The sequence below is a fragment of the Micromonospora sp. DSM 43699 genome, from assembly GCF_055517075.1.
The window spans coordinates 59,912-83,252 of the sequence record NZ_JBTMMT010000026.1 but is presented as its reverse complement, the minus strand read 5'-3'; the positions used below and the strand labels follow the sequence as shown (position 1 = coordinate 83,252).

The window sequence follows — 23,341 nt, the reverse complement described above, 5'->3', positions numbered from 1 at the left end:
CAACGTGGCCCGGCGTGGGGTGGTGCGGTGTGGGTGGGTGGGTGGGTGGGGAGGGGTCAGTCGGCGCGGCGGGTGGCGGCGATGGCCAGGTCCACCAGGGCCTGGCGGGCCTCGGTGTCGAGGTCGACACCGGCCAGCGCGGCCAGGGCGGTGTCGGTCAGGGTGACGATGCGCTGCTCGGTACGGGCCAACGCGCCGGTGCCGCGGATCAGCTCGCGGAGCCGGGCCACCCCGTCCTCGTCCAGCTCCGGATCGCCGAGCCGGCCGAGCAGCAGGTCCCGACCGGCCTCGTCGGCGGCCTCCACCGCCGCCGCCACCAGGTAGGTGCGCTTGCCCTCACGCAGGTCGTCCCCGGCCGGCTTGCCGGTCTGCGCCGGGTCGCCGTACACCCCCAGCACGTCGTCGCGGAGCTGGAACGCCTCACCGAGCGGCAACCCGTACGCCGAGTAGGCGGTGCACACGTCCGCCGACGCGTCGGCGAGTGCGCCACCGAGCAGCAACGGCCGCTCGACCGTGTACTTGGCCGACTTGTACCGGGCGACCTTGCCGGCCCGTTCCAGCGAGACCTCCCCGGTCGCCTGGGTCAGCACGTCCAGGTACTGCCCGACGGTGACCTCGGCGCGCATCTCGTCGAAGACCGGTCGGGCCCGGGCCACCGTGTGCGGGTCCAGCCCGGCGGAGTGCAGCAGCTCGTCGGACCAGACCAGGCAGAGGTCACCGAGCAGGATCGCCGCCGCGTCGCCGAAGCCGTCCGGGGCCCCGTTCCAGCCGGCTGCCCGGTGCCGGGTGGCGAACCGTCGGTGCACCGCCGGCTCACCGCGCCGGGTGTCGGACCGGTCCATCACGTCGTCGTGGATCAGTGCGCTGGCCTGGAAGAACTCCAGCGCCGCCAGGGCGGTCACCACCTGGTCGGCATCCACCCCACCGGCACCCCGGAATCCCCAGTACGCGAAGGCCGGGCGCAGCCGCTTGCCGCCACCGAGCACGAACCCCTCGATCGCCTCGGCGACCGGGGTCAGAGCCTCGTCGATGCCGGCCATCCAGCCGCGCCGGCCGGCCAGGAACTCGGTCAGGGCCTTGTCGACGCGTTGCCGCAGGCCGGCACGGTCGACGGGGGAGACGGGAGCGGCGTGGGTCACGCCCAGACGCTAGCCGGTCCCCGCCGCCGCCGCCGCACCACCACCTCGGCGCGTCACCCCGGTGGGCGCGGCAGGCCGCTGCCGGTCGAACTCACTTCTGCTCGGCAACCCACGTCCCGCGACCGGCGAACGTCGATACCAACCCACGCTACGTGCTGGCCGGACCTGGACGCGAAGGGCGATGCCATGTCGGGCCGCAAGATCGGCGATGCCATGTCGGGCCGCAAGATCTTCGTGCGGAAGGACGGTCTTCGCCCTGCCGCAAGATCCAGCGGGCGGGGGACGGGGCGTCGGGCGGGTCGGTGGGCGTCGATGTTCTGGTGGGAAGTGCGTGGGGTCGGACGGCGTCGCCCGCTAGAGTCGTCACGTGGCGCTCGGTCTTCCCTCCGTCCTTCCCAATCCCCAGCCGGCGATCGGGGAGTTGATCCGCGACCGCCAGCCGACGTTCTCGTTCGAGTTCTTCCCGCCCAAGACGGCACAGGGTGAGCGGCTGCTCTGGCAGGCCATCCGCGAGCTGGAGTCGTTGCGCCCGTCGTTCGTGTCGATCACCTACGGGGCCGGCGGCTCGACCCGGGACACCACCGTCGCGGTGACCGAACGGATCGCCACCGAGACCACGTTGCTGCCGATGGCGCACCTGACCGCCGTCAACCACTCCGTCGCCGAGCTGCGCAACGTGATCGGGCGGCTGGCCGGCGTCGGCGTCCGCAACGTGCTCGCCGTGCGCGGCGACCCGCCCGGTGACCCGGGCGGCGAGTGGATCCGACACCCCGAGGGCGTCGGTTACGCCGAGGACCTGGTCCGGCTGGTCCGCGACGCCGGCGACTTCAGCGTCGGGGTGGCCGCCTTCCCGTACAAGCATCCCCGTTCGGCAGACGTGGACAGCGACACCGCACACTTCGTCCGCAAGTGCCGGGCCGGCGCGGAGTTCGCCATCACCCAGATGTTCTTCGACGCCGACGACTACCTGCGGCTGCGGGACCGGGTCGCGGCGGCCGGCTGCGACACGCCGATCCTGGCCGGGGTGATGCCGGTGACCCAGATCGGCACCATCGAGCGCTCGGTGCAGCTGTCCGGCGCGCCCTTCCCGGCCGCGCTGGCCGAGCGGTTCGCGCGGGTCGCCGACGACCCCGAGGCGGTCCGCCGGCTCGGCATCGAACAGGCAAGCGAGATGTGCGCCCGGCTGCTCGACGAGGGGGTTCCGGGCATCCACTTCATCACCCTGAACCGCTCGCCCGCGACCCGCGAGGTGTGGCGCAGCCTGCGGGCCGACGCCCGGGTGTGAACGCGTCGACCCCGACACCTCGACCGTGCCGTGGCGGTTGACCGATGGTGGGCACACAGCTGAAATGGGACGAGTACGCGACCGCCTGGGCGCGGTTGCACGGCGGCTTCGACCCCCGGGTCGCGGCGCCTGTGGTCCGTGCCTGGCTACGCTTCGCCTACCACGTCGGTTTCGTGCTGGGCCGGTTGCGGGTCACCCCGACCGCGGTGACCGTCGGCGGGGTGCTGCTCTGCCTGTGCGTGCCGCTGTTCAGCGTCCGGTCGCCCCAGGGGCCGATCGTCGGCGCGCTGTTCGTGCTGCTCGCCTCGGTCGCCGACAGCGTCGACGGGGCGGTCGCGGTAGCCACCGGCCGGACCACCCGGCTCGGCTACGTCTACGACTCGGTCGCCGACCGGCTCGGTGAGATCGCCTGGCTGGTGACGTTCTGGCTGGTCGGCGCGCCCGGCGCGCTGGTGGTCGCGGCCGGCGCGCTGTCCTGGCTGCACGAGTACGTCCGGGCCCGCGCGGTCGCCGCCGGGATGCGGGAGATCGGCGCGGTCACCGTGGGGGAGCGGCCCACCCGGGTCTGCGTCGCCCTGGTCGGGCTGCTGCTGGCCGGGCTGACCGGGCTGATCGACCTCGACCTGGCGGCCGGCACCATCACCATGGCCACCGCCGTCTGGCTGCTGCTGGCCGGCTTCGGCCTGGGCCAGCTCCTCTCCACCGTCCGCCGGGCCCTGCTCGACGCCGGCTGACCCGCTACCAGGCGGGGCCGATCTCGTCGGCGACGATCTGGGCGGACATGGTGACCATCGGCAGGCCGCCGCCGGGGTGGCTGGAGCCGCCGACCAGCCACAACCCGTGCGCCGGACCCCGGTTGGCGGGGCGGAGCAGCCCACCCGCCGTGCCGTAGATCGACCCGCCCGGCGCGGCGGTCGCGGCGTCCAGGTCGGCCGGGGTACGGGTCTCGCGGAACACCAGCCGGTCCCGGACGTCGACCCCCCGCTCGGCGAGCACGTCGAGGATCCGGTCGGCGTACGCGTCGGCGAGCCCCGGCCGACGCCAGTCCACCGCATCCGGGGCGGTGCCGTGGCGGGCGGCGTTGACCAGCACGAACCACGCCTCGTGTCCGGCCGGGCGGGCGGTCGGGTCGTCGGCCACTGTGACGAAGACCGTCGGGTCGGTCGCCGGCCGGGCCCGGATCCCCCGCCCGGGGTCACCGAAGACGGCGTCGAACTCGGCGTCGTAGTCGCCGGGGAAGAACACGGTGTGGTGGGCCAGGCCGGAGTCGCCGCGTACCCCGAGCAGCAGCACGAAACCGGCCAGACTGCGGTCGGTCAGCGCGGCCAGCCGGCGCGGGTGGGGCAGCAGGTCCCGGTAGACGGTGAGCGCGTCGGCGTTGGCGACCACCACGTCGGCGGGCACGGGCGCGTGGACCCCGGCCAGGCGTACCCCGTGCACCCGGCCACCGGCGGCGTCGATCCGGGTGACCGTCTCCCCGGTGCGCACCGTGACGCCCAGGTCCAGGCAGCGGGAGAGCAGCGCGTCGGCCAGGGTGCCCAGTCCGCCGCGCAGGTACCAGCCACCGAAGGTCAGCTCGGCGTAGGGGACGGCGACCAGCGCGGCCGGGGCGCGGCGCGGGTCCGCGCCGGTGTAGGTGGCGTAGCGGTCCAGCAGCATCCGCAGCCGGGGGTCGGACAGGTGGCTGCGGCCCAGCCCGCGCAGGGTGCGGCCGGGGCCGATCGCGGCCAGGTCGCCCAGCCGCCAGGCCAGCGCGGCCAGGTCGCGCGGCGAGTCGACGGTCCGCCGCAGGATGTCCCGGTGCGACGCCGTCCAGACCCGGGCGGCCCGCCGCCACAGCCGCTGCCAGTCGGCGGCGGACCGGTCGCCGAGGGTGGCCCCGATCCGGGCGGCGAACTCGTCCGGGTCGGCGCACGAGTCGAGGGCCGGTCCGCCACCGGGGAAGACGTGCCGCACGATCGGGTCCAACGGGACCAGGTCGAGGTACTCGTCGAGCTTCGCGCCGGTCGCCTCGAACAGCTCGTGGAAGACCTGCGGCAGGGTGAGCAGGCTCGGCCCGGTGTCGAAGTGGAAGCTGCCCGCCGGGGTGTCGTGGACGTGGCGGCCGAGCTTGCCGCCGACGGTGTCGGACCGTTCGAAGACGGTCACCTCGTGCCCGCTGACCGCCAGCCGGGCGGCGGTGGCCAGCCCGCCCACGCCGGCGCCGATGACCACGATCCGCGCCATGCCGCGTCCTCCTAGCTGACCGGACGGCCCCGCCAGGACAGGCGACGCCGCTTCCGCAGATGGTACGACCGCAGGGTCAGCCAACCGAGCACCACGACCGACACGGGGTGGGCCAGCGCGTCGGGCCAGGCCCGGCCGCCGGTGGCGCGGGCGCTGCGCACCCGCCCGGCGACTCCGGCGGCGTACCCGAGCAGGGCCAGCCCGGCTGCCGGCGGCGAGCCCGCCACCAGCGCCGCCACCGCCAGCAGCGGCGGCGCGGTGTAGAGCAGGAGCAGCGCGGCGACCACTGTCGCGGCGGCCCCCGGGTGGCCGAAGGTGGCCCAGAGCGACTTGGTGTAGCCGTCGCGCAGTTGGGGCCAGGTCCCGTACATCCGGCAGTCGGCCAGCCGGGAGCCGTCGGCCAGCGCGATCCGCCCGCCGGAGCGCTTCACCGCCCGCGCCAGCTCGATGTCCTCCAGCACCCGGTCGGCGACGGCGGCGTGCCCGCCGGCCCGGTCGTAGCCGGCCCGGTCCACCAGCAGGAACTGCCCACCGGCCGCGGCCAGCGACGGCCGCGCCGAGCGTTCCATCGCACGCAGCGGCAGGAAGGTCAACCACAACCACTGCAACAGCGGCTGCACCAGCCGGTCACCCACCGTCCGCACCAGAATCCTCGGGTACGCCGACAGCAGCGTCGCCCGTGCCGCGCGCAGCTCGGTCACCGCCGCCGCCACCGCGTACGGGGTGAGCACCACGTCCGCGTCGACGAAGGCGAGCACGGTGGCGGCCGGCCCGGCGTGCCCGGCGAGTTGGTGGCAGGCGTACGGCTTGCCCAGCCAGCCCGGCGGCGGGGTGACCCCGGTGAGCAGGGTGACCCGGGGGTCGTCGCCGACCACCGCACGGACCACCTCGGCGGTGCCGTCGGTCGAGCCGTCGTCGAGCACCGTGATCCGTAGCCCCGGCACCCCCTGCTGGGCGAGCAGCGCGCGCAGGCACGGGGTGACCCGGTCGGCCTCGTCGCGCAGCGGCAGCAGCACCGCCACGGTCTCGTCGACCTCGACCGGCCCGTCGACGGGCCGACGCAGCCAGCACCCGGCGTTGACCCAGGTGTGCACGGTCAGCGCGAGCACCGCGACGGCCAGCGCGAGCGCGACGACGGTCACCGCCGACCCACCGCCCGCCCCCGCGCCCCCGCTGCCGGCCGGTCGGCGGGCCGGTGGCGGGCGCGCAGCAGGGTCACCGCCAGCGGCACCGCCACCACCGCCATGCCCACTGCGCCCCAGACCGCCGAGGCGGGCAGCCGGAGGAAGACCGCGTGCGCCAGCACACTGGAGAAGTACGTCCACAGGTAGAGCGCGAACATCGGGTCGTCGCGGGAGTCGGTGACCGCGACGGCCGACCCGGCCAGCGGGCGCAGCGCGCTCATCAGCAGCACCGCGAAGAGCAGCCAGCCCAGGTAGTTGCTGACCGGGATGCCGGGCAGGCCGGGCAGCGCCGGGGTGGCGTCGCGCCACACCCAGTAGCCCTCGGCCACCATCTGCGGGTCGAGGAAGAGGTCCCAGCCGGCCAGCCCGACGGTGGCCAACGCCACCCGCCCGGCGTGCCCCGCCCACCCGGGCGTCGCGCTGCCGGGTGCTGCGGTGCGCGGTGCTGCGGTGCGCGGTGTCGCGCTGCCGGCCGGTGCGGTGCCGGCCGGTGCGGTGCCGGCCGGTGCGGTGCCGGGGGCCCGGCCGGTGGGCGTGGTCAGCCGGACCGCGGCCAGCCAGGCGGGCCAGGCCATCCAGGTCCAGGCCAGCGGGATGATCAACGGCACCCCGGCCAGCTTCGGCCCCAACTCGCCTGAGTAGTCGTAGCTGCCGAACGGAAAACCGGTCGCCACCCCCAGCGCCTCGATCGCGAACCCGCCGCCGGTGGCCACCGAGACCAGCGCCACCGCCGCCCGGGGGCCCCGGGTGAGCAGCGCGTGCCCCACCGAGAGCAGGTAGCCGAGCACGACCGTGGCGACGGTGAGGCGGGCCCGGGTGACCCCGGTGGTGAGCGGATAGCAGATCTGGGTCAGCACCAGGACGGCCAGCAGCAGCCACGGGACGTGCCGGCGGGTCATGACGCGGTCGGGCCGGACGTGTCGGGGCGGGGCAACGGCAGGTCGCGGCCGAGCACCCCGAACGGTCGTTCGTCGCCGGGGAACCGGAAGTGCCGCAGGACGTCGACGAAGCCGAACCGCCGGTAGAGCCGCCAGGCCCGCGACGCCTGCTCGTCGGCCTCCGGGGTGGACAGCAGGGTGGTGCCGCCCTCGGCGAGGCTGAGCAGGGCGGTGAGCTGCCGGGCACCCACACCGTGCCCCTGCGCGGGCGGCCGGACGTGCAACTCGACCACCTCGAAGCAGTGGGTCAGCCAACGCTGTCGGGCGTCCGGGTCCAGCGCCCGGTAGACCTGGTCGTGCCACCACTGTCCACCCGCGCCGAGGTAGCCGTACCCGAAGCCGGCCAGGTGGCCCTCGGTGGTGAGGCTGGCGACGGCGCGGAACCCGGGTCGTCGGGCGTGGGTGGCGATGTAACCGCGTCGGGCCTCCAGCAGCTCGCTGCGGTAGCCCATCGCCTCCCCGTACACCGCGACCACGTCGTCGAGCCGCCGGACGAGATCCTCCGGCGTCCACCGCACCAACCTCATGCGCGTCCTCTCACGGTTGCGGATCACCGTCGGCGACCCATCCCAGCACCGACCGGTCACCGACCACTGCGCGCACCTCGAAACGCGCGAACAGCTCCTCCGCGTACCACCCCTCGGTGGGGGTGCGGGTGATCGCCGCGCGGTGCTCCGGGTGACGGTACGCGAACGCCACGAGGTCCGTCGGGTCGCGCCACACGCTGACCGTGCCCTGCCAGCCCAGCGGCGCCTCACCCACCCCGAAGCGGGCGAGCAGCCCCGGCGCGGCGTGCAGCGCTGCCGCGACCGGCGGGACGGCCTTCCAGAAGGTGAGCGCGCGGCGGGGACGCAACCGGGCCCGGGTCAGCGCCAGCACCGGTCCGTCGACCCGGCCACCCGCCGGATCGCCGAACGGACGCCGGCCCGACCACTCGCCCCGGCTGGTCACCGGGCGCAGCTCCAACCGGGCCGAGGCGCGGGCGATCCGGGCCCAGGAACGGCCCACCGGGGAGGTGTCGAAGCCGGCCGCCGCAGCGGGAGAATCCCACACCACCAGGGCGGCCCACCGGGTCAGGTCGGCGTCCCCCGGGCCGAAGCCGGTGCCGGTCCCGGTGCCGAGCAGCTTGCCGAACCGTACGCCGGGAGTGCGCCGCAGCCGGCCCGGGTGCCGGGCCATCCGCACCAACGCCTGACCGAGGGCGGCCCGGTGCACCCGCCACACGTGCAGGGTGACCAGCTCCGGGGTGGTGTTCACGCCACTTCGGCGGGGGTGCCACCGGTGATCCGCAGCAGCTCCGGGTAGCTGGTCGGGAAGACGGCCTGCGGTACGCCACCGGCGGCCCACACCTCGGCGTACCCGGTCAGGGCGGTGTCGACCAGGGTGCGCAGCGGCCCGGGGTGACCGACCGGGGCGACCCCGCCGATCACCTGGCCGGTGTGCTCCCGGACGAAGTCGGGGGTGGCCCGGCGCAGGTGGGTCACCCCGAGCTGGGCGGCCAGGCCGGCGGTGTCCACCCGGTGCGCGCCGGAGGTGAGCACCAGCAGCGGTACGCCGTCGGCGTCGAAGACCAGCGAGTTGGCGATCGCGCCGACGGCGACGCCGAGCGCGTCGGCCGCCGCGGCGGCGGTGTGCACCGCCTCGGGCAGCAGGCGGACCCGGCTGGCCGCGCCGGAGCCGTCCCGCGCGCCCGCGTCGTCGAGCGCCCGCTGCACCGCCTGCACGTTCGGGTGTGATTGCATGGGTCCATTCTCCCCGGTCCGCCCGGACGCCCCGCACCCGGTGGTCGGCCGGGGTGGGTCAGCGGGCGGGCGGCGGCCCGGGGCGGGTGCCGGGCCAGTCCGGGGTGGCGCGGACCCGGCCGTCGGCGGTCACCAGCAGCGCCTCGTGGTCGGCCAGGCCGGTCAGCCAGGTCAGCGCGTCGTCGGCGTCCCGGGTCATCGCCGCGGTGGCGTACACGTCGGCCCAGAGCAGTTCCGGCCCGACCACGGTGACCGACCGCAGCGCGGTCGCCGGCCGGCCGGTGAGCGGGTCGACGATGTGCGCGCCGCGCCGAGCGGTGCCCGAGGTGGCGACCGCGCCGTCGCGCCGGTCCAGTACGTCCAGCAGGTGGCCGGGGCGGTCCGGGTCCTCGATGCCGACCCGCCAGGCCGGCCGGTCCGCCCCGGCGTGCAGCAGCACGTCGCCACCGGCGTTGAGGCAGCGGTCGTGCCCGGTCAGGTCGGCCAGCCGGCCGGCCGCCCGCTGCACCGCCCACCCCTTGACCAGACCGGACGGGTCGTACCCGGCACCGCCGCCGGGCAGCGGGAGCCGCCGGGCGTCGAACCGGCCGCCGGTGCGCAGCCGGGCCAGCTCGCACAGCTCCGCCACCTCCCGGACCAGCGGGCTCGCGGTGGCCGGGTCCGGCGCCCGGCCGGCCAGCCGCCCGATCTCGGTGTCCGGCCGGTAGGTGCTGCACGTCGCGTCGACCGCGCGCAACTCGGCGAAGACCCGCTCCACCCGGGCGGCGACCGCGTCGTCGTGCACGTCCGGGCCGCGCAGGTGCACGCTCACCGGCAGCCCCATCACCTGCACCACCCAGGCCCGTCGGTCCGACTCCGCCGTCAGGTCCATCGTCGCGCTCACTTCAGGTGGGCCGCGTCGATGGCGGCCTGGAGGGACTCGCGGTAGCCGTCGCTGGTGACTGTCGCCCCGGACACGGTGTCGATCCGGGCGCTCTGCGCGGTGAGCGTCGACTGCCGCAGGATCGGCACCGCGTGGTCGTTGATCTGCTGGTCCCGGAAGTTGCCGTCGGGCACCTGGAGCGCCGTGACGTCGGTGATCCGCCCGCCCGCCACGGTGATCCGGACCTGCACCGGCCCCCACCGGGTCTGCGCCACCGACCCGTCGTACCTCCCGCCGCCGCTGCTGTTCCCGTTGCTGCCGTTGCTTCCGCTCGGCGAGTCCGAGTCCGAGTCCGGGTCCGAGCCGGTGGACGTACCCCCGGCGCCGGGGACGGCGCCGCCGCTGTCGCCGGCGGCGACAGTGCTGGTCCCCCCACCGACGCCCATGGTGCTGGTCCGGTAGCTGAACAGCAGCACCAGGGCGGCCACCGTGGAGAGCAGCCAGATGGTGATCCGTCGCACGGATCCTCCCTCCCCGCCCGTCACCAGGCGAAGCGTTCGTGATGGACGTACCGTTCGGGCACCCCGGCGGCCCGGGTCGCGGCCCGCACCGCGTCGATCCAGCCGTCCGGGCCGCACAGGTAGACGTCGTGGCCGGCGATGCCGGGGGAGAGCCGGCGCAGCGCCTCGGCGTCCGGCAGCCCCGCCGCGTAGCCGGGCAGCCAGGCCGGCTGCCGGCCGCGCGGGCCGACCAGGTAGTGGACCCGCACGCCACGTTCGGCCGCTAGTCGCTCCAGCTCCGCCCGGAAGGCCAGCTCCTGCGGGGTACGCACGCGGTAGAGCAGCACCGCCTGTCCCGGCGCGTACGGCAGTTCCCAGAGCAGGGCCAGCAGCGGGGTGATGCCGATCCCGCAGGCGAGCATGGTGATCCCGCCGCCGCGCCAGTGCTCCCCGGTCAGCCGCCCGTACGGGCCCTCCAGCAGCACCCGGGTGCCCGGTCGCAGGGCGGCCACCCCGGAGCTGTCGTCGCCGAGGTCCTTGACGGTGATCCGCATGAGGTCACCCGTCGGCGGGGCGGACAGCGAGTAGGGGTGGGCCCGGGACCAGCCGGGACCGGTCAGGAAGCGCCAGCCGAAGAACTGTCCGGCCCGTACCGGCAGCCGGTCCAGGCCCCGCCCGCGCAACCAGACCGAGGTGACGCCAGGTGCCTCGGGGACCACTGCGGCCACCTCGACCCGGTGCCGCAGCGAGCGGTACGCCGGCAGGCCGAGCCGGAACACCAGGACACTGCCCAGCGCCCCCAGGTAGGCCGTCCACCAGTACGCCCGCGCGGCGGCCGAGGCGACGAAGTCCGCACCGGTCCACAACTGGTGCGGCAGCGCCAACCCGACCCCCAGGTACGCGTACAGGTGCAGCAGGTGCCAGGACTCGTAGCGCAGCCGGCGGCGGGCCGTCCGGACCGAGGTGACCACCACCAGCACCAGCAGGGCCAGCGCGGCGGTGGCCAACAGCATCCCCGGGTACCCGGTGACCAGCAGCCAGAGCTGTGTCACGGGGTTCTCCCCGGCGGTCCCGGCGTACCCGAGGGTGGTCAGCAGCACGTGGGCCAGCAGCAGGTGGAACGAGGTGAAGCCGGCCAGCCGGTGCCAGCGGGCGAGCCGGTCCTGGCCGAAGCGCCGTTCGACCAGCGGCACCCGGGCCATCAGCACCACCTGGACGAGCATCAGGTCGGCGCTGAGCAGGCCGGTGAGCCGACCGGCGGAGGTGAGGCCGGCGGCCACCCCGGAGAGCAGTTCCTGCACCCCCCGGTCGGCGGTCCAGAGCGCGGTGACGACCAGCAGGCTGAGCACGGCCGCGCTGCCGGCCAGGTCGGCCCACCAGCCGGGGGCGGTGGGCAACGGCCGGCGGGGGGTACCTCGGTCCAGGACGGTGGCGCTCATCCGAGGGTGGTCTCGGCGGGTCCTTCTCTCATGGCCCCACCCTGCGAGCAGGACCTCGGCTCCGGCTTTGCCGCCGCTGTGCGCGGGCTGGGAATCGTCGGTGGCACGCCGTACGCCGGACGTTGCGTTTTCGTCGGGGGCAGGGTGTACTGTCAGGGTAGTTAGAACGAGTGTTCGATTCACTCGTACACCCGTTCCAACGCCCCCGGGGGCGGTGTTTCGCGGCACCGACCCGGGCAGGTGCGGTTTCGCGGACCGCACCGGGTTCCGGGCAGTCGCGAGCCCGGTCCCGTCAAGGCAGGTCGTCGCCCGCCGCCCACGACCCCCGGGCGGCGGGCGACGAACCCGCCGGTTCGCCGGCCGGGTGTGGTGTGGGGAAGCATCCGCACCCGGCCGGTCCCCATCGGTGCGTCTTCCTCCGCACCACCCGCCCCGGGCGTCGCGCCGGTGGATCTCCTCCACCGCGCGTCCCGCCCGACCCGGTCACGCGGAGGAGACAGTCATGCCGACCAACCCGGCCCAGGCGCCGACGGTGCCCGCGCACGTGCTGCCGCACCGCACCCCGACCCAACTCCTCACGATCGCCCGGCGCGGGCTGGCCGAGGCCGCCCAGACCCGCCCCGACGGGCTGCGCTACGCCGCCGCCCACCTGGCCGCGCTGCGTGCCGCCGCCGCCCTGCTGGCCGCCCGGGCCCGCCCCGCGCCCGCCCGCCGACGCCGGATCACCAGCGTCTGGGTGCTGCTCGCCACGGTCGCCCCCGAGTTGGACGAGTGGTCCCGCTACTTCGCCGCCGCCGCCGGCAAACGGGCCGCCGCCGAGGCCGGCATCCCCCGGGTGGTGAGCGCCCGGGAGGCCGACGACCTGCTCCGGGCCGCCGGGCAGTTCGTGGCGGTGGTGGAGCACGCCCTCGGGCTGGCCCACCAACCCGCCCTCGACGGCCTCGCCGCCTGATCCGGCCCGCACCCGGTCCCGGTCCGGCCGGGTCGCCGCCCGACGGACACCTGACCGACCGTGTCCGGGTCCCGCCGGTCTGCCGCCTGCGGAACACCTGATCCGGCCGCGTCCGGGTCCCCGTCGGCCGATGAACATCTGATCCACGCAACGACACGACGGGGGTTGGTCCGATGGCGGGCCGCATGGTGGGCGGTTCCGCCGCACTGGCCGCTCTGGTACGCCCGGCGAGCGCCCCGGATCCGACGGGCGGTCACCGGGTGCTCCCGGTGGCACCCGAGCTGACCGGCCTGCTGCCGCACCGGGGGCTGCGCCGGGGCAGCACGATCGCCGTCACCACCGGCCAGCCCCGGCGCAGTGGCGGCACCTCCCTGGTGCTCGCGCTGCTCGCCGAGGCGTCCCGGGCCGGATCGTGGTGCGCGGTGGTCGGGGTGCCCACCTTCGGGGCCGGCGCCGCCGCCGAGGTCGGCATCGCCCTGGACCGACTGGCCCTGGTGCCCCACCCCGGCCCGGAGTGGCCCACCGTGGTGGCAGCACTGATCGACGGGGTCGACGTGGTGGTGACCGCCGTGCCGCACACCGTCTCCGCCCCGGTCGCCGACCGGCTGGCCGCCCGCGCCCGGCAACGCGGCTGCGTGCTCGTCCCGTACGGCCGGTGGACCGGTGCGGACGTCACGCTCCAGGTGGTCCGTGGGGTATGGGCGGGGCTCGGGCCGGGTCGGGGCCGACTGCGCCGTCGGGAGGTCACCGTGTCGGCACGCGGACGCGGGGCGGCGGCCCGCCCGAAGGAGATCACCATGTGGTTGCCCGGCGACGGGCTCACCCGGGTCATCCCGCGCGCCGCACCGTCCGGTTCCCCCGCGTCCACCGCCGCGTCCGGTTCCGCCGGTTCCGCCGCCGGTTCCGCCGCCGGTTCCGCCGCCGGGGTCCGGTCGGGCGGGTTCACCGTGGTCGGGTCGGCGTGACCCGCGCGCCGGTACGCACCCTGCTGCTCTGGTGCCCGGACTGGCCGGTGCTCGCCGCCGAGATCGTCGACGGGGTGCCCGCCATCGGCCCGGTGGCGGTGCTGCACGCCAACCGGGTGGTGGCCTGCTCCGCATCCGCCCGTGCCGCCGGGGTACGCCGTGGCCTGCGCCGCCGGGAGGCCCAGGGGCGCTGCTCCACGCTGACCGTCGTGGACCACGATCCCGGTCGGGACGCCCGTGCCTTCGAACCGGTCGTCGCCGCCGTCGAGGAGGTCGTCGCCGGGGTCGAGGTGGTCCGTCCCGGCGTCTGCGCGCTCGCCGCCCGGGGCCCCGCCCGTTACCTCGGTGGTGAGGAGGCCGCCGCCGAGCGGATCGTCGAACAGGTCGCCCAGTCCTGTGCGGTGGAGAGCCAGGTCGGCATCGCCGACGGGATCTTCGCCGCCGGCCTCGCCGCGCGTACCGGGCAGGTGGTGCCGCCGGGCGGGACACCGGGGTTCCTGGCCGGGCTGCCCGTCGAGGCGATCGGCCGGCCGGCCCTGGCCGACCTGCTGCGCCGGCTCGGCGTACGGACTTTGGGCGACTTCGCCGCGCTACCCGCCGGTGACGTGCTGGCCCGGTTCGGCTTCGACGGGGCGCTCGCCCACCGGCTCGCCGCCGGGTACGACCACCGACCGCTCGCCGTCCGGCAGCCCCCGGTCGACCTGACGGTCACCGCCCACCACGACGAGCCCCTCGACCGGGTCGACGCGGCGGCCTTCGCAGCCCGGGTGCTCGCCGAACGGCTGCACGACCGGCTGGCCGGGCACGGGCTGGCCTGCACCCGGCTCGGCATCGAGGCGGTCACCGCGCACGGCCAGGAACTGCACCGGGTGTGGCGGCACGACGGGCTGCTCACCGCCGCCGCCATCGCCGACCGGGTGCGCTGGCAGCTCGACGGCTGGCTCTCCGGCAGCACCGGTCGGCCCGGTGCCCGACCGGCCCGACCCACCGCCGGGATCGTCCGGCTGCGGCTGGTCCCCGACGGGCTGCTGGCCCGGGGAGGGCTGCAACCCGGCCTGTGGGGGGAGGCCGGCGAGGAACGGGAGCGGGCGCACCGGGCGTTGAGCCGGGTGCAGGGCCTCCTCGGCCCGGAGGCGGTGGTCACCGCCGTGCTCGGCGGCGGTCGGTCCCCGGCCGACCAGACCCGGCTGGTCCCGTGGGGTGACGAGCGCCTCCCCACCCGCCCCGGCCCGCCCCCACCGCCGGGCTTCCCCGTCCCTCACCCACTGGACGGGCCTCCTGCCGGGTCGCCGGTTTCTGCCGTGCTGCCGGTTTCTGCCATGCCGGTGGTGGGTGGGTCGTCAGCCATGCCGGTGGTGGGTGGGTCTACTGCTGGGCTGGTGGTGGGCGGGCCTGCCCCGGTCAGGCAGGGGCGGGGCGGTACCGGGCAGCGGCGGGGGAGTCCCGTGCCGCCATGGCCGGGGCGACTGCCGCCACCCGCGCCGGCCGTGGTGCTGCCCGTCCCGCTCACCGCGAGCGTGCACGACGCCGCCGGGGAACCGGTGCTGGTCAGCGCCCGGCTGGCGATCAGCGCCGCCCCCGCCCGGCTGGTCGTCGGCGGCACCACGCCGGCGGAGATCGTCGGCTGGGCCGGTCCGTGGCCGGTGGACGAGCGGTGGTGGGCCCCCGCCGAGGCCCGCCGCCGGGCCCGGTTCCAGGTCTGCCTGGCCGACGGTGCCGCCCTGCTGTTGGCCGTCGAGGCGGGCCGGTGGCTGGTGGAGGCGATCTATGACTGACCGGTGGCCTGCGCTGGTCCCGCCCGCTTCGGCTCTGTTCGGGCCGGTCGGACCCCTGCGGGCGGGGCCCGTGTCGGTCGACTGCGTGTCGGTCGACTGCGCGCCGGTCGACTGCGCGCCGGTCGGGCTCGGGCTGGTCGGGTTCGGGCTGGTCGGGTTCGGGGCGGCCCTGTTCGGGGCGGCCCTGTTGGGGTCGGTCGGGTTCGGTGACCGGCGCTCCCGCTGCCGGTCGGTGCGGTGCTCCGCACGGGGTCGCCTTGTGTGGGGTCGCCTTGTGTGGGGTCGCCTTGCGCGGGGTTGCCCTGCGCGGGGTTGCCCTGCGCGGGGTTGCCCTGCGCGGGGTCGCCCTGCGTCTCGACGATGTTGCCGCATGAGCGGTATGCCGCTGAGGCATAAATATGCCTCAGCGGCATACCGCTCACCGGGAAGACCATCCCTGTCCGCGGTGTCATCACCCCGCCACGCGATCGGCCGCAGAAGGCACGCGATCGGCCGCAGAAGGACGGCCCGCTCCGCTGGGTCAGCCCGCACCGCTGGGTCAGCCGGCACAGCCGGGGCGACCGGATGAGCTTCCACAACCCGAAGTTGCCCTGGTCGGAGCTGGAACGGGTGTTGTCCGGACGATCCACCACCGACGGCGACGCGGGCCACCACCCCCGTGACGACCACCCCCGTGACGACCACCCCCGTGACGACCACCCCCGTGACGACCGTCCCCAGGGCGGCGGGCCCAGAGGCGGCGGGCCCCGGGGCAGTGAGGCCCAGGGCGGCGGGCCCCGGGGCAGTGAGGCCCAGGACAGCGGGGGTCGGGGCGGCGGGGCCCAAGGCGGGCGGCGGGGCGGGGAACGGCACCTGCACGTGGTGGACCCGCTCGCCGGGGCCGACGGCGGCGACTCGCCGGCCTGGAGCCGGCGCCGCGAGCGGTACGCGCCTCCCGAGCTGACCCGTCCGGACGGCACCGTTCCCTACGCCGAACTGCACGCGCACACCAACTTCAGTTTCCTCGACGGGGCGAGCCACCCGGAAGAGCTGGCCGAGGAGGCCGCCCGGTTGGGGTTGACCGCGCTCGCCGTGACCGACCACGACGGGTTCTACGGCGTGGTCCGGTTCGCCGAGGCGGCCCGTACGCTGCGTCTGCCGACGGTCTTCGGTGCGGAGCTGTCGCTGGGGCTGCCCGGCCCGCAGCAGGGCGAACCGGACCCGTCGGGCCGGCACCTGCTGGTGCTCGCCCACGGCCACGAGGGGTACGCGCGACTCGCGTCGGTCATCTCCCGGGCCCAGCTGCGCGGTGGGGAGAAGGGCCGCCCGGTCTACGGGGAACTGGAGCAGGTCGCCGCCGAGCTGCGGGACCACGTGCTGGTGCTGACCGGCTGCCGCAAGGGGCACGTGCCGGCGGCGCTGCTCACCGAGGGGGTCGACGCGGCGGCCCGGGAGCTGGACCGGCTCACCGCGCTGTTCGGCGCGGAGACGGTGGCGGTGGAGCTGACCGACCACGGGCACCCGGTCGACGCCGACCGTAACGACGCCCTCGCCGAGCTGGCGGCCACCGCCGGGCTACCCACGGTGGCCAGCAACAACGTGCACTACGCCAGCCCGGGTCGACGGCGGCTGGCGACCACCCTGGCCGCCGTCCGGGCCCGGCGCAGCCTGGACGAGATCGACGGCTGGCTGCCCGCCGCGGCCACCGCCCACCTGCGCAGCGGTGCGGAGATGGCAGCCCGTTTCGCCGGGTACCCGGGTGCCGTGGCGAGGGCCGCCGGGTTCGGCGCGGAACTCGCCTTCGACCTGCACCTGGTCGCGCCCCGGCTGCCGGCGTACCCGGTGCCGGCGGGGCACACCGAGATGAGCTGGTTGCGCCGGCTGACCATGGACGGCGCCCGGGAGCGCTACGGCCCGCCCGAGGCGCACCCGGAGGCGTACGCGCAGTTGGAGCACGAGCTGCGGATGATCGACGAGCTGGGCTTCCCCGGCTACTTCCTGGTGGTCTACGACATCGTGGCGTTCTGCCGCGCGCAGGACATCTACTGCCAGGGCCGGGGTTCAGCGGCCAACTCGGCGGTCTGCTACGCGTTGCGGATCACCAACGTCGATGCCGTCCGGCACCGGCTGCTCTTCGAGCGGTTCCTCGCCCCGGAACGCGACGGGCCGCCCGACATCGACGTGGACATCGAGTCCGACCGGCGGGAGGAGGTGATCCAGCACGTCTACGCCCGGTACGGCCGGGAACACACCGCCCAGGTCGCCAACGTCATCTCGTACCGGCCCCGGTCGGCGGTGCGGGACGTGGCGAAGGCGTTCGGTTTCTCGCCCGGCCAGCAGGACGCCTGGAGCAAGCAGATCGACCGCTGGGGCCCGGTCGCGGCGGTGGACGTCGAGGGCATTCCCGAGCAGGTGGTGGCGTACGCCAACGAGTTGACGGGGGCCTCGGGGCGGTGGGCGGGCTTTCCCCGGCACCTGGGCATCCACTCCGGTGGGATGGTGATCTGCGACCGGCCGGTGATCGAGGTGTGCCCGGTGGAGTGGGGGCGGATGCCCGGGCGCAGCGTGCTCCAGTGGGACAAGGACGACTGCGCGGCGGTCGGGCTGGTCAAGTTCGACCTGCTCGGCCTGGGCATGCTCTCCGCCCTGCACTACGGCTACGACCTGATCGGCCAGCGCCTCGATCTGGGGGACATGACGTTGGACGACCCCGAGGTCTACGACATGCTCTGCCGGGCCGACTCGGTGGGGGTGTTCCAGGTGGAGAGCCGGGCCCAGATGGCCACCCTGCCCCGGCTGAAACCGCGCGAGTTCTACGACCTGGTGGTGGAGGTGGCGCTGATCCGGCCCGGCCCGATCCAGGGCGGTTCGGTGCACCCGTACATCAGGCGCAAGAACGGCCAGGAGCCGGTGACGTACCCGCATCCGCTGATGCGCAACGCGCTGGAGAAGACCCTCGGCGTGCCGCTGTTCCAGGAGCAGCTGATGCAGCTCGCCATCGACCTGGCCGGCTTCGACGCGGCCGGGGCCGACGAACTGCGTCGGGCGATGGGGGCGAAACGGTCGGTGCAGCGGATGGCGCAGCTCGCCGACCGGCTCTACGCCGGGATGGCCGAGCGGGGGATCACCGGCGAGCTGGCCGACGACGTCTACCGCAAGCTCACCGCCTTCGCCAGCTACGGCTTCCCGGAGAGCCACGCGATGAGCTTCGCCTACCTGGTGTACGCCAGCTCGTGGCTCAAACGCCACCACCCGGCGGCGTTCCTGGCCGCCCTGCTCAACGCCCAGCCGATGGGCTTCTACTCGCCACAGACGCTGGTCGACGACGCCCGCCGGCACGGCGTCGAGGTCCGTCGGCCGGACGTCAACGCCAGCGGGGCGGGGGCGGTGCTGGAGTCCACCCCGCAGACCCGGTGGGGGAGCGTGCCGGGGGAGCCGCCGCACGCCTGGGGGCTGGGCGGGCCGGCCGTCCGGCTCGGGCTGGGCAGCGTCCGTACCCTCGGTGACGGGGTGGCCGGGCGGATCGAGGCGGAGCGGACGGCGCACGGGGCGTACCGGGACATGCCGGATCTGGCCCGGCGGGTCGGTCTGACCGCCGGGCAGCTGGAGGCGCTGGCCACCGCGGACGCCTTCGCCTGTTTCGGGCTGACCCGGCGGCAGGCGCTCTGGGCGGCCGGGGCGGCGGCCCAGGACCGGCCGGGCCGGCTGCCCGGCACGGTGACCGGCGCGGCGGCGCCCACCCTGCCCGGGATGGAGGCGGTGGACCGGCTCGTCGCCGACGTCTGGGCCACCGGGCTGTCCCCGGAGAGCCACCCGGCCCGGTTCGTCCGGGACCGGCTCGACGCGCTGGGCGCGGTGCCGATCGCCCGGCTCGGTCAGGTGGAACCGGGTCGGCGGATCCGGGTCGGCGGGATCGTGACCCACCGGCAGCGCCCCGCGACCGCCGGCGGGGTCACCTTCCTCAACCTGGAGGACGAGACCGGAATGCTCAATGTCACGTGCTCCCCGGGGCTGTGGCAGCGCTATCGTCGAATCGCCCGCACCAGCGTCGCCCTCGTGGTCCGTGGTCGGTTGCAGCGGCACGAGGGGGTCACCAACCTCACCGCCGACCGGCTGGACCCGATCACGCCGCCGGTCGCGCCCGCCTCCCGCGACTTCCGGTGAAGTGATCCACATTACGGTTTTCCGGGCCGGGAGACGGGAGACTTCCGGCACGCGCGGGCAGAGCGGCCCACGTGTGGCAAGGGGGATGACCAGTGACGATGGACAGCACGTACACCGGTGGACTGGCGAACGCCCGGCGCACCCGGCTGGGTGCCGGTTGGACGCCCGCCCAGGACGCCGAGCCGCGCGAGTACCAGGTGACCGAGGGTCCGGTGGCCAACGACCGCCGGTCCCGTGCCGAGGAGGACCCGGCCGGCGGCGGGGAGATCTGAGCCGTCGACGACGGCACCACCAGCGGGAGGTCGGGCGGTCCGGGTGACTAGGCTCGACCGGGTGGAACAGAGCCCCCGAGGCCGGTTCGCCGGGCCGCCGCTGACCCCCCGTACCGCCGTCGTCTGGTCGGTGCTCGCCGCCGAGCTGGACCGGCGGGCCGACGTCGAGCTGACCGTGCTCGACGTGGGTGGCGGCACCGGCGGGTTCGCCGTGCCGCTCGCCCAGGCCGGCCACCGGGTCACCGTGGTCGACGCCAGCCCCGACGCGCTCGCCGCGCTCACCCGCCGGGCCGCCGAGGCCGGGGTGGCCGACCGGGTACGTGCCGTGCAGGGCGACGGCGACGCGCTGACCGGCCTGGTCGAACCGGCCTCCGTCGACCTGGTGCTGTGCCACTCGGTGCTGGAGGTGGTCGACGACCCGACGCCGGTGGCGACCGCGCTGGCCGACGCACTGCGCCCCGGGGGCGCGGCGAGTGTGCTGGTCCCCGGGCGGGCCGCCGCCGTGCTGGGCCGGGCGATGAACGGCCAGATGGACGTCGCCGCCGCGCTGGCCGCCGCCGCCGACGGCGCCGCCGGCCCCCGCGACACCCTGCGCCGCCGGTTCGACGCCGAGGAGGCCGCCGCGCTGTTGCGCGCCGCCGGCCTCACCGTGGAGGAGATCCACGGGGTACGCGTCCTGGCAGATCTGCTGCCCGCCACCGTCGCCGACGGTCAGCCGGCTGCCCTGGTGGAGCTGGAACGGGCGCTGGCCGGGCGCTCGCCGTACCGGGATCTCGCCGCCCAGCTGCACCTGTTCGCCCGCCGGCCGGCATGACCGCCGTGCCGTCGGCCGGGGCGCCGGTGCCGCCGCCCGGTGCGTCCGGGCCCCGGGCCGTCGTGCCCGCGTCCCCCGCCGATCCGCTGGCGGTGGTGTCGCCGCGCTACGGCGGGGGCAGCCTGGCCGACGTGCTACCCAGCGTGCTGGCCGTGCTCGGCGTGCCGGGCGCGGTCGACCTGCTCGGGCTGGTCCCCGGCCTGACCGGGGTGCGCCGGGTCGCCGTGCTGCTCGTCGACGGCCTCGGCTGGTACCAGCTCCCCACCGCCGCCCGGTACGCCCCGACCCTGACCGGGCTGGCCGCGACGCTGGGTCGCCCGCTGACCTCCGGGTTCCCCTCCACCACCCCGACCAGCCTGGTGACCCTGGGTTCGGGTGCGGCTCCCGGGGCGCACGGCGTGCTCGGGTTCACCGTCCGGGTGCCCGGCACCGACCGGGTGCTCAACCACATCGACTGGACCGGTGAACCGGACCCGCTGCGCTGGCAGCCGGTACGCACCCAGTGGCAGCGGGCCCGCGCCGCAGGGGTCGCGGTGACCGTGGTGAGCCGCCCCGAGTACGCCGGCAGCGGGCTGACCCTGGCCGCCAACCGGGGTGGCGACTACCGGGGGGCCGCCGGGGTGGACGCCCTGGCCCGGACGATGCTGGCGGCGCTGGCCGCCGGGACCGGCCCCACCCTGGTCTCCGGCTACCACCCCGACCTGGACCGGCACGGGCATCTCAGCGGGGTCGACTCGACGCCGTGGCGGATCGCCGTCGCCGAGGTGGACGGCCTGCTCGCCCGGCTGGTCGACGGGTTGCCGTCGGACGCCGCGTTGCTGGTCACCGCCGACCACGGTCAGCTCGACGTGCCCGCCGGACACCGCTTCGACCTGGACACCGACCTGCGGCTGCGGGCCGGTGTGCGGGTGGTCGCCGGGGAGCCCCGGGTGCGTTACCTGCACGTCGAACCGGGTGCGGCGAACGACGTGGTGGCCACCTGGTCGGCGGTGCTCGGGTCGGCCGCCCGGGTGCGCACCCGCGAGGAGATGGTGGCCGAGGGCTGGTTCGGCCCGGTCGGCGAGGACCATCTGCACCGGGTCGGCGACGTGGTGGTGACCTGCCGCGACACGTACGCGGTGCTGGCCACCCGGTCCGAGCCGCCGGCGGTCTCCCGGCTGGTGGCGTACCACGGGGCGGACACCGCGGCGGAGATGACCGTGCCGCTGCTGGTGGTCCGGGGCTGACGCTCGCCGCCTGGCCGCCCGGCCGCCCGGCCGTGGGCGGCTGCCGGGGCGACTGTCGTACCGGGCGACTAGCCTGCGGTGATGGGTCGGAGTCAGTCGCTGCCGCGTGGTGGTGACCCGCGCTTCGGGCCCGACGCCGACGACTCGGCCAGCCCGATCCTGCACGTCGACATGGATGCCTTCTTCGCCGCCGTCGAGGTGCGCCACCGCCCCGAGCTGCGGGGCCGGCCGGTGGTGGTCGGCGGGGTCGGGCCACGCGGCGTGGTCAGCTCCGCCAGCTACGAGGCCCGCCGGTACGGCGTCCGCAGCGCGATGCCGACCGCCCGGGCGCGGGCGCTCTGCCCCGGCGCGGTCTACCTGGCACCTGACTTCGCCCGCTACCGGGCGGCCTCCGACGCGGTGATGCGGATCTTCCGGGACGTCACCCCGCTGGTCGAGCCGCTCTCCCTCGACGAGGCGTTCCTCGACGTGACGGGGGCCCGCCGGTTGTTCGGCCCGCCGGCCGCCATCGCCCGGCGGATTCGCGCCCGGGTGACGGCCGAGCTGGGGCTGACCTGTTCGGTCGGGGTGGCTCCGAGCAAGTTCGTGGCGAAGCTCGGCTCCACCCGGGCCAAGCCGGACGGTCTGCTCGTGGTGCCTGCCGACCGGGTGCTGGAGTTCCTCCATCCGCTGCCGGTCGACGCGCTGTGGGGGGTGGGGGAGCGGTCCGCCGAGACGCTGCGTCGGCTCGGCCTGCGCACCATCGGTGACCTGGCCGAGGCGCCCGTGGGGATGCTCCGCAAGGCGCTCGGCGTGGCGTCCGCGACCCATCTGCACGAGCTGGCCCGGGGGCGGGACCCGCGCCCGGTCAGCCCGGAGCAGGTGGAGAAGTCGATCGGGGCCGAGGTGACCTTCGACGTCGACGTGGTCGACCCGCAGCAGATCCGCCGCGCCCTGCTCGCCCTCAGCGAGAAGGTGGGCAGCCGGCTGCGCGGGGCCGGTCAGGTCGGCCGGACGGTCTCGCTCAAGGTACGACTGTCCGATTTCCGTACCGTCAACCGGTCCCGGACCCTCGGCGTGACGACCGACGTGGCCCGGGAGATCTTCGACACCTCGTGGGGTCTCTGGACGGTTCTCGCCCCTGGTGAGCCGGTCCGGCTGGTCGGCGTCCGGGTGGAGGGCCTGGCCGGGGTGGCCGACACGCCGAGGCAGCTCACCCTCGGCGCACCCGAGCGGGGCTGGCGGGAGGCGGAGACCGCCGCCGACGCGGCGGCTGCCCGTTTCGGGCGGTCCGTCATAGGTCCGGCCAGTCTGCTCGGCAAACGTGATCCCCGGCCCGGGGAAAATAGCAGTCGACCGTAGGTCGTCCCGCTTTCCGACGCGCGAGCCCCCTCGTAGACTTGGCGGCAAGCAGCCGGTTGGCTGCCACGGTCTGTCGGCCCGACCGGGCCGACCAACGTGACCGGGGAGGAGTGCCGTGCCGCTCTCGGAGCACGAGCAGCGGCTGTTCGAGCAGATCGAGCGGTCGCTTGCCGAGGACCCCAAATTCGCCTCGGCCGTGCGCGCCAGTGACCCGCGTTTCCATACGCGACGTCGCCTGCTCGTCGCTGCCGGCGTGGTCGTCGTCGGCCTGGCCCTGTTGGTCTACGGGGCGGTGATCAAGACTCCGCCGCTGGCAGTGGCGGGGTTCGTCGTCATGCTGGCCGCGTTGGGCTATGCGGTGCAGTCGCACCGGCGGGCGCAGTCACCGGACCTGCACGTGGTGGGTGGCACGACGAGTCGTCGCCGTCCGCGTGGCCGGGGCGGTCGTCGGCCGTCGTTGCTGGACCGGATGGAAGATCGGTGGCGGCAGCGTCCGGAGGGACATCGCTGAACCCGTCCACCCCAGAGGTGGACGGGC

General features: G+C 75.5%; 21 protein-coding genes. 11 read left to right on the top strand and 10 right to left on the bottom strand.

The window, feature by feature from the left end; genetic code table 11:
• Nucleotides 1–56: 56 nt before the first annotated feature.
• A complete protein-coding gene (locus AC0AIB_RS15425; protein WP_328344341.1) occupies nucleotides 57–1,139 on the bottom strand; it encodes a polyprenyl synthetase family protein in 1,083 nt (360 codons plus the stop codon).
• A 367-nt stretch (nucleotides 1,140–1,506) separates the two neighbouring features.
• On the opposite strand from AC0AIB_RS15425, the gene metF reads away from it, so the two are divergent.
• Nucleotides 1,507–2,424: a methylenetetrahydrofolate reductase [NAD(P)H] gene (gene metF / locus AC0AIB_RS15420; RefSeq protein WP_328344343.1), complete on the top strand. Its 918-nt coding sequence runs from the start codon at nucleotides 1,507–1,509 to the stop codon at nucleotides 2,422–2,424.
• Between the two features lie 44 nt (nucleotides 2,425–2,468).
• Nucleotides 2,469–3,158: a CDP-alcohol phosphatidyltransferase family protein gene (locus AC0AIB_RS15415; protein ID WP_328344345.1), complete on the top strand. Its 690-nt coding sequence runs from the start codon at nucleotides 2,469–2,471 to the stop codon at nucleotides 3,156–3,158.
• A gap of 4 nt (nucleotides 3,159–3,162) precedes the next feature.
• On the opposite strand, the gene AC0AIB_RS15410 is transcribed toward AC0AIB_RS15415, so the two are convergent.
• From AC0AIB_RS15410 to AC0AIB_RS15370, 9 genes are read right to left on the bottom strand one after another with little or no spacing between them, the layout of a single operon-like run.
• A complete protein-coding gene (locus AC0AIB_RS15410; protein WP_465096923.1) occupies nucleotides 3,163–4,650 on the bottom strand; it encodes a phytoene desaturase family protein in 1,488 nt (495 codons plus the stop codon).
• An 11-nt stretch (nucleotides 4,651–4,661) separates the two neighbouring features.
• Entirely contained in the window at nucleotides 4,662–5,792 is a 1,131-nt protein-coding gene (locus AC0AIB_RS15405; protein ID WP_328344349.1) for a glycosyltransferase family 2 protein, read from the bottom strand.
• Nucleotides 5,789–6,733: a carotenoid biosynthesis protein gene (locus AC0AIB_RS15400; RefSeq protein ID WP_465096922.1), complete on the bottom strand. Its 945-nt coding sequence runs from the start codon at nucleotides 6,731–6,733 to the stop codon at nucleotides 5,789–5,791. Before AC0AIB_RS15400 ends, AC0AIB_RS15405 begins: the two co-directional genes overlap by 4 nt.
• Complete coding sequence (locus AC0AIB_RS15395) at nucleotides 6,730–7,299, bottom strand: GNAT family N-acetyltransferase (RefSeq protein WP_328344353.1); 570 nt, start codon at nucleotides 7,297–7,299, stop codon at nucleotides 6,730–6,732. The genes AC0AIB_RS15400 and AC0AIB_RS15395 overlap by 4 nt, the downstream gene beginning before the upstream one ends.
• Nucleotides 7,300–7,309: 10 nt before the next feature.
• On the bottom strand, nucleotides 7,310–8,029 hold the full coding sequence (locus tag AC0AIB_RS15390; protein ID WP_328344355.1) for a monooxygenase: 720 nt from the start codon (nucleotides 8,027–8,029) through the stop codon (nucleotides 7,310–7,312).
• Nucleotides 8,026–8,514 carry a YbaK/EbsC family protein gene (locus tag AC0AIB_RS15385; RefSeq protein WP_328344357.1) on the bottom strand — a complete coding sequence of 163 codons (489 nt, stop codon included), beginning with the start codon at nucleotides 8,512–8,514 and terminating at the stop codon, nucleotides 8,026–8,028. The genes AC0AIB_RS15390 and AC0AIB_RS15385 overlap by 4 nt, the downstream gene beginning before the upstream one ends.
• Before the next feature lie 58 nt (nucleotides 8,515–8,572).
• A complete protein-coding gene (locus AC0AIB_RS15380; RefSeq protein WP_328344359.1) occupies nucleotides 8,573–9,385 on the bottom strand; it encodes an FAD:protein FMN transferase in 813 nt (270 codons plus the stop codon).
• Nucleotides 9,386–9,393: 8 nt separating this feature from the next.
• Nucleotides 9,394–9,897 carry an FMN-binding protein gene (locus AC0AIB_RS15375; RefSeq protein ID WP_328344361.1) on the bottom strand — a complete coding sequence of 168 codons (504 nt, stop codon included), beginning with the start codon at nucleotides 9,895–9,897 and terminating at the stop codon, nucleotides 9,394–9,396.
• 20 nt (nucleotides 9,898–9,917) lie between these two features.
• The gene (locus AC0AIB_RS15370) at nucleotides 9,918–11,315 is read right to left on the bottom strand and encodes a ferredoxin reductase family protein (RefSeq protein WP_328344363.1); all 1,398 of its coding nucleotides are present in this window, start codon (nucleotides 11,313–11,315) and stop codon (nucleotides 9,918–9,920) included.
• 502 nt (nucleotides 11,316–11,817) lie between these two features.
• Between AC0AIB_RS15370 and AC0AIB_RS15365 the strand changes: the two genes are divergently transcribed.
• The 9 genes from AC0AIB_RS15365 to AC0AIB_RS15325 all read left to right on the top strand — a co-directional run bounded on the left by AC0AIB_RS15365 (nucleotide 11,818) and on the right by AC0AIB_RS15325 (nucleotide 23,314).
• The gene (locus AC0AIB_RS15365; RefSeq protein ID WP_328344365.1) at nucleotides 11,818–12,267 is read left to right on the top strand and encodes an SAV_6107 family HEPN domain-containing protein; all 450 of its coding nucleotides are present in this window, start codon (nucleotides 11,818–11,820) and stop codon (nucleotides 12,265–12,267) included.
• Nucleotides 12,268–12,440: 173 nt separating this feature from the next.
• Nucleotides 12,441–13,232: a VOC family protein gene (locus AC0AIB_RS15360; protein WP_328344367.1), complete on the top strand. Its 792-nt coding sequence runs from the start codon at nucleotides 12,441–12,443 to the stop codon at nucleotides 13,230–13,232.
• Nucleotides 13,229–15,007, top strand: a complete 1,779-nt coding sequence (locus tag AC0AIB_RS15355; RefSeq protein WP_465096921.1) for a DNA polymerase Y family protein — start codon at nucleotides 13,229–13,231, stop codon at nucleotides 15,005–15,007. The genes AC0AIB_RS15360 and AC0AIB_RS15355 overlap by 4 nt, the downstream gene beginning before the upstream one ends.
• 564 nt (nucleotides 15,008–15,571) lie before the next feature.
• Nucleotides 15,572–19,150 (top strand): error-prone DNA polymerase, encoded by a 3,579-nt coding sequence (locus tag AC0AIB_RS15350; RefSeq protein ID WP_465096920.1) that lies wholly within the window; start codon nucleotides 15,572–15,574, stop codon nucleotides 19,148–19,150.
• Between the two features lie 92 nt (nucleotides 19,151–19,242).
• On the top strand, nucleotides 19,243–19,422 hold the full coding sequence (locus AC0AIB_RS15345) for a hypothetical protein (protein ID WP_067301863.1): 180 nt from the start codon (nucleotides 19,243–19,245) through the stop codon (nucleotides 19,420–19,422).
• Between the two features lie 43 nt (nucleotides 19,423–19,465).
• Nucleotides 19,466–20,236, top strand: coding sequence for a methyltransferase domain-containing protein (locus AC0AIB_RS15340; protein ID WP_328344375.1), 771 nt, complete (start codon nucleotides 19,466–19,468; stop codon nucleotides 20,234–20,236).
• Nucleotides 20,233–21,462 (top strand): alkaline phosphatase family protein, encoded by a 1,230-nt coding sequence (locus tag AC0AIB_RS15335; protein ID WP_328344377.1) that lies wholly within the window; start codon nucleotides 20,233–20,235, stop codon nucleotides 21,460–21,462. The genes AC0AIB_RS15340 and AC0AIB_RS15335 overlap by 4 nt, the downstream gene beginning before the upstream one ends.
• 81 nt (nucleotides 21,463–21,543) lie before the next feature.
• A complete protein-coding gene (locus AC0AIB_RS15330; protein WP_328344379.1) occupies nucleotides 21,544–22,803 on the top strand; it encodes a DNA polymerase IV in 1,260 nt (419 codons plus the stop codon).
• Nucleotides 22,804–22,918: 115 nt separating this feature from the next.
• A complete protein-coding gene (locus AC0AIB_RS15325) occupies nucleotides 22,919–23,314 on the top strand; it encodes a DUF3040 domain-containing protein (protein WP_067301847.1) in 396 nt (131 codons plus the stop codon).
• Nucleotides 23,315–23,341 lie beyond the last annotated feature (27 nt).

Coding starts and splice junctions, on each gene's coding strand:
- AC0AIB_RS15415 (WP_328344345.1), top strand. CDS start 2,469: ATGGTGGGCACACAGCTGAAATGGGACGAGTACGCGACCGCCTGGGCG.
- AC0AIB_RS15410 (WP_465096923.1), bottom strand. CDS start 4,650: ATGGCGCGGATCGTGGTCATCGGCGCCGGCGTGGGCGGGCTGGCCACC.
- AC0AIB_RS15400 (WP_465096922.1), bottom strand. CDS start 6,733: ATGACCCGCCGGCACGTCCCGTGGCTGCTGCTGGCCGTCCTGGTGCTG.
- AC0AIB_RS15395 (WP_328344353.1), bottom strand. CDS start 7,299: ATGAGGTTGGTGCGGTGGACGCCGGAGGATCTCGTCCGGCGGCTCGAC.
- AC0AIB_RS15385 (WP_328344357.1), bottom strand. CDS start 8,514: ATGCAATCACACCCGAACGTGCAGGCGGTGCAGCGGGCGCTCGACGAC.
- AC0AIB_RS15380 (WP_328344359.1), bottom strand. CDS start 9,385: ATGGACCTGACGGCGGAGTCGGACCGACGGGCCTGGGTGGTGCAGGTG.
- AC0AIB_RS15370 (WP_328344363.1), bottom strand. CDS start 11,315: ATGAGCGCCACCGTCCTGGACCGAGGTACCCCCCGCCGGCCGTTGCCC.
- AC0AIB_RS15365 (WP_328344365.1), top strand. CDS start 11,818: ATGCCGACCAACCCGGCCCAGGCGCCGACGGTGCCCGCGCACGTGCTG.
- AC0AIB_RS15360 (WP_328344367.1), top strand. CDS start 12,441: ATGGCGGGCCGCATGGTGGGCGGTTCCGCCGCACTGGCCGCTCTGGTA.
- AC0AIB_RS15350 (WP_465096920.1), top strand. CDS start 15,572: ATGAGCTTCCACAACCCGAAGTTGCCCTGGTCGGAGCTGGAACGGGTG.
- AC0AIB_RS15335 (WP_328344377.1), top strand. CDS start 20,233: ATGACCGCCGTGCCGTCGGCCGGGGCGCCGGTGCCGCCGCCCGGTGCG.
- AC0AIB_RS15330 (WP_328344379.1), top strand. CDS start 21,544: ATGGGTCGGAGTCAGTCGCTGCCGCGTGGTGGTGACCCGCGCTTCGGG.